The sequence below is a fragment of the Sciscionella sediminilitoris genome (genome assembly GCF_000737195.2).
Classification (GTDB): domain Bacteria; phylum Actinomycetota; class Actinomycetes; order Mycobacteriales; family Pseudonocardiaceae; genus Sciscionella; species Sciscionella sediminilitoris.
Window position 1 is genome coordinate 1 of record NZ_JALM01000008.1, and the last position, 4,998, is coordinate 4,998.

The 4,998-nt window shown below is 59.1% G+C and carries 5 protein-coding genes; all 5 read right to left on the reverse strand.

Annotated features, from left to right (window positions below):
* Positions 1–506: 506 nt before the first annotated feature.
* On the reverse strand, positions 507–1,082 hold the full coding sequence (locus AD72_RS36340) for a hypothetical protein (protein ID WP_156365028.1): 576 nt from the start codon (positions 1,080–1,082) through the stop codon (positions 507–509).
* 640 nt (positions 1,083–1,722) lie between these two features.
* Complete coding sequence (locus AD72_RS03295) at positions 1,723–2,139, reverse strand: hypothetical protein (RefSeq protein ID WP_156365029.1); 417 nt, start codon at positions 2,137–2,139, stop codon at positions 1,723–1,725.
* Between the two features lie 5 nt (positions 2,140–2,144).
* Complete coding sequence (locus AD72_RS36345; protein ID WP_156365030.1) at positions 2,145–2,672, reverse strand: hypothetical protein; 528 nt, start codon at positions 2,670–2,672, stop codon at positions 2,145–2,147.
* 846 nt (positions 2,673–3,518) lie between these two features.
* Entirely contained in the window at positions 3,519–3,944 is a 426-nt protein-coding gene (locus AD72_RS35400; protein WP_156365031.1) for a GNAT family N-acetyltransferase, read from the reverse strand.
* Between the two features lie 47 nt (positions 3,945–3,991).
* A partial coding sequence (locus AD72_RS03300; RefSeq protein ID WP_231644719.1) for an orotidine 5'-phosphate decarboxylase / HUMPS family protein occupies positions 3,992–4,998 on the reverse strand: 1,007 nt, incomplete at its 5' end.

A 4,998-nucleotide genomic window follows, 5' to 3' on the forward strand; every position in this document is an offset into this window, starting at 1 on the left:
CATTCACTGGCCGCGGTCAGTGTAGTACCGCGATAGCGCTCTGCAGGGCTCTGATCGTCGTGTGGATGCGGTCACGCCGACGTCCACGTTCCCACTCGTTATAGAGCAAGTCATGCAGGTGGCGACCAGCGCGCAGCAGTTGTTGCTCGGCCTGGCTCGTTCTAGGTAGCGGTGGCCGGTCAGGCATACGTCCTCCCGAAGTGACTTACATTTTGAAAAAATTCTTCGCGAGACTGGTCGCTGCCGAGTGATCGCCGTCCTCGCTCGAGCGATGGAAGGAACTTAGTCGTGGTCAGGTATCGCTTCGATCTCGCGAGTAATCTCGCCAGGTTGTTCAGCGCGCTGAACGGCCTTCCAACGCCGCTGTGCAGAGCTAAGCGCGTATGGCGCGACGTGGCTATGACGACTTTGGCGGTCAACTCGTGCTCGTCGCAGCATGAGTTCTACGACAAACAATCCGATCGTGATCAACGGAGCAGCCGACACGGCAAGTGCCCATATAGGAGTCATTGTTGCGGTCGGTACTTGTGTACTGTGTTGATCGAGACATCGGCAAGGTTGGCAATCACTGTAGGAGTTTTGCCATCTTTCCAACCTTTTTGGATGATCTTTTGTTGCTTCTTGGAAATAGAATTTTTGCGACCTATATCGGCCGGTCGATAATTGTATACTGTGTATACAGATACGTTGGCCAAGAGAGCTATCTTTACCGCCCGCTCGCCGTCTCGCCAGCCCTTTTCGATTATTTCCTGCTGCTTCTTGGAAATCGCCTTATCGTTCCTGATGCCGGATGGACGGTAACGTCGCGCAGTACCTTCAGAAACCCCGAATTTTCTCTTTATCTGCTTCGCGGCTAGCCCTGCGATCCATGCCTCCCGAATCTGCTTTTTGGTATCCTCGGTTAAGTGTTTGCCCGGACCACGGTGCATAGAATTGTGCTGCGGTTGATGAGCCCGTACAGTCTCCACCGAAATTCGTAGCTCTTGTGCAATTTTCTCGGGGGTCAGGCCATCACGGAGAGCTCTCCGAATAGCAAGGTACTGTTTCGCCGTTACAGGCGTTGGTTTATCAGGAGAAGGCATAGGCCATCACAGTGGTCGGTAGTAGAAATGCGAACGAGATCAGAGCCATGAGGATGAGCATCGTGAGCACGATCAACAGCAGCGCCGCCGCCCGCAGAATGCGCACTCGCGATGACCGACTGCCCAGGCTGAACATCACGACCAGGCCCCGGTGGGCGCTTCCGTTACGAGCGCCCGGTCTTCAGTGAACCTGATCCGAGCAGCCGAATCGCGCGTCATGTGGCCGCTCACAGATGCGTCACCTCCGTCAGGACGTCCCCCAGCGCGATGAGGAGTACAACAAGCAGGAGACTCCCGATAAGCCGCAGGGGCGTCCGCCGGTCGGCGTGGGTGGTTTCGCCGAGGTTCGGGCACACTCTCGGAGGCACCCTTGCACTGGCCTGAGCACGGTCTCCTCTAGAGGCCGCAGGTTGTTGGAGACCCACCGACGCTAGCGGGATGGTGCGCTCCACTCCGGCCGGTGGGAGATTAGGACGAGTGCTCGCTTGGGCGATGTCCCGAGGCACGAAAGATGCCGTCGGCGGGCATTCGATGGCTGTTGGAGATTGGCTGGAGGGCTCAAGTGGGGTTTCTATAGCTCCCAGGACTGCCAAGGTTCCGGGGGCATTGTTCCTGATTCGTGTTGAACGCTGGTTCAACGTCACGATTGCCCCACCTCGATCTGCTGGCCATCGTGTTCGATCGGCACGGTTCGGTCGTAGAGGGCCCAGTTTCGGACGTGGTCCCTTATGCGAACGAAGAGCTGGCCAGAACCGATCTCGGCGACGTGGGTGCGTACGGCATTGACATCCTGATCCCAGTACAGGTCTGCACGAGCGCCGTCTCCCGTGAACAGGTCTAGGATGAGGTGTTCGTCATGATCCTCGAAACGGGTGCGTCGATGCACCAGTTCAGGAAACCTCGCACGCAGGATCGCCCCAGTTAGGTGATGATCGAGTCCGCGTAAGTACTCGTCGAGAGGCTTCGTCGGCACCGCGGCAAGCTGCTGAGCGAGCTGCTCGAGGAGAGCGTCAGTACGCTCCGCTTCGATGGTGGGTTCTGCGAGCAGGCCTGACAACACGTTCACCTTTCTGTGGGCTGTTCGTCCGGGTCGTCATCGGTGGGCTGCGACGATTGCGGGCCTGACTCGATAACGGGAGCGGACTCAGTTAGGGAAGGCGACACGCTCAGAGGTTGCTCCGGGCGCTCAACTGTGTTGATCCAACCGGGCATTACCCTTGTCCAGCACGCGAGACAGGCGTTAGCACTGCGGTGAAAGGGAAGGAACTCCAGTTCATTTCGTGTGAATCGAGCACCGCACACCGCCTCGAGTGTAATTTCAAGTAGCATGTTTGGAGCCACGATGAAAGTGTGCGTTACTCGCCTTGCGTCTCCAGTTAATCCTTGTTGGAGGCGCGCAAAGAAGGATGGTTGTTCAGGCAGTTCTCCTTTGACCTGAACCATCCACGACGCTTGCGCGTTCGGCTCCATTTTAGCAAATGATTGGGCAAACCATTCAGCTTGCACAGGGCTGTCGGCGCGTACGGCGATGGAATCACCATTTATGTTGCCGATGACGAGAAACGATACCTTCGAAGTGTCATTGCTCACTGGATCACCGTCGATCCCAGTTGTACAGGGTGGCAGGTCGGAACTGGGGAACGCGACTGCTGGCCAGGGTTAGCGGTAGAACACGGAGCACGGGACCCACGCAACAGCAAAGACAGGCCCCCTGCCTGCTCGCTGTGCGTGGGTCCCGTTTCCGCGCCGGACAGCAGACCAGCCCGTGGGCTTAGGAGTGCGTCCTGCGGTACGGAGACCTTCGTGGTGTGCTCACACGACCACCTGGGGGTGTGGTCTCCGCGGCGGGGTGGCAAGTCGGGCGCTTCCAGGGGCCGGCCTGCGCGGGAGGCCCAGCCTTCTGGATCGGGATAGCACCGCTGGTTGCCGAAAACGCCAGTCCTAGCGTTGTCCGCAGGGAGAGGATCTGTTAGCAGGCGGGATACCTCACCTACCGCTGACCGGCTCGTAGCCGTATGAGGACGTCGAGCGACCACCGGATTCGGTGTTCTGCAGCTCTGCGACATCATGCTCCCGAGGTACTGGTTCTGTTCCCGCCATGGCGGTCACTGGACCTCTACCGTGCCTCGGTGGCCGGTTGAATTGGAAGGTAGTGCTGCACCGGAACTGCTCGAAATTGCTCGGCCAGCCTCAATATCAAGGCCGCTGAGGTGCGAATTTCCTGAAAGGCGGAGGTACGCCGGCAAAGCACTCAGACCCAGACCGGTCGAGTTTTCGATACGGATGGTCGACACCGCGTGTGCCCAGAGAAGTCCGTTTCAGTGCCGACGCAGGTCGTCGATGAGCAGCTTCGGACTAATACGAGCTGTTGCGCTACCAACGAGAAGCAGCCCGGTCGGGTCGCATCCGTGGACCCCCTAGGCCGATTCCGGGTAGCTAGGCCAAACGGAGTTCATAGACAGCACGGTGTTTGCCTGGCCCCTTGTAGTCCGAAATCACCTGAATGTCGTTGACGCTGTGGTCGCCCGGGACGTTGATGAATCCGCTGGTAGTCCAGGTTCGATGTGCGGCGACGTTGTCGGGTTCCGATGTGAGATAGAGGCGTTGGCAACCAAGTTGTTCTCCCGCGGTGCGTACTGATCGGAGCAGGGCTGTGGTGATGCCGCGGCGTCGGTGACTGGGGTGGGTCATCACGTCCTGGAGGTAGAGGTCAGCGGGCTGGTCTTGACTGCGGAACGCGATGATCGCGCCGACGAGCTCGCCACCGTCATCGGCCACTGGACACGTACCAGAGAAGAGGTTGGCGTAAAGCCAATAGTCCGACGCCGTACGAGGTCGGATGTAAGGTTCGCCGAGGCCCATCAGCTCGATTATGGCGGAAATATCTTCTTGGTGAAGGGGTCGAATATTCACGAGTGCCTTCCATTGCGGTGTGCGAGTTCGACGATGTGGGCTGCGGCCGTAACGGGATCGACGGCGTCGGCAACGCTTCGGCCGACGATGAGGATGTCCCAATTGGGGTTGGAAAATACGGCGTGGTCGGTGGTGCTGAATCCGCCGCTCACGGCGACAGGCAGCTGGGTCCAGGTACGTATCGCACGGGCGGCATCGAGTGCCGTAACGTTGCCGATGCCGAGGTCGATATTCGTTGTGACCGTGAAGCCATCGACTCCCGCTCGTTCCATATCGGTGACCCAGCGGTGACTGGTGGCGATGGGAGTGTCGAGCAATATCGGAACTCCGAGGCGCTGTCCTGCTTCGACGGCAGCACTAACGCTTGCGACGGTAGCGGGCCCGATGAGCTGTACAATGTCTGCCCCGGCCTGAGCGGCGAGCAGCACCTGATCGCGGCCCCAATCGGAAGACATCATCTCTGCGACGATCGTGGCCTCGGGAACTGCATTCCTGACTCGCTCGATGCTAGAGATACCAGCCTCTTTGATGAGAGGGTCGCCTATTTCGATGAAGTCGGCGCCAGCATTGACGGCCGCACGAGCCACAACGGTGGCATCCTCGATGTCGCGCATGTCAAGGGCGATCTGTACCGCGCGATGGTCACGTGCTCGCCTAAACCGTTCGCGGCTGAGACGGGGGTCGTCTCCTGGACGCGACTTGTTCTGCTCGTCGTCAGCGCGTTCTGCTTCCTGTCGCACCAGCAAGCTATTGCTCTGTAGCGCGCTCCGTATCACGGTTTCGCGCAGTGCGTTCGGCAGCATCAGGTGCCCCGTCCGATTTTCACGAAGTACCGTGAACAGCGCGCGGTGGTCCCCGGCGGCCAGGTCGGACGTGTTGGGCTGCGGATGCAGGAGCTGAAGTCGCTGCCAGCTGGGAAGAATATGCTTCGGACAGCGCCGCCAATGGGTGTCCTCGTCCATGATCTTCAGTGCTGATTGGACTAAGAGATCATTGCAGAATG

Coding starts and splice junctions, on each gene's coding strand:
- AD72_RS36340 (WP_156365028.1), bottom strand. CDS start 1,082: ATGCCTTCTCCTGATAAACCAACGCCTGTAACGGCGAAACAGTACCTT.
- AD72_RS35400 (WP_156365031.1), bottom strand. CDS start 3,944: ATGGGCCTCGGCGAACCTTACATCCGACCTCGTACGGCGTCGGACTAT.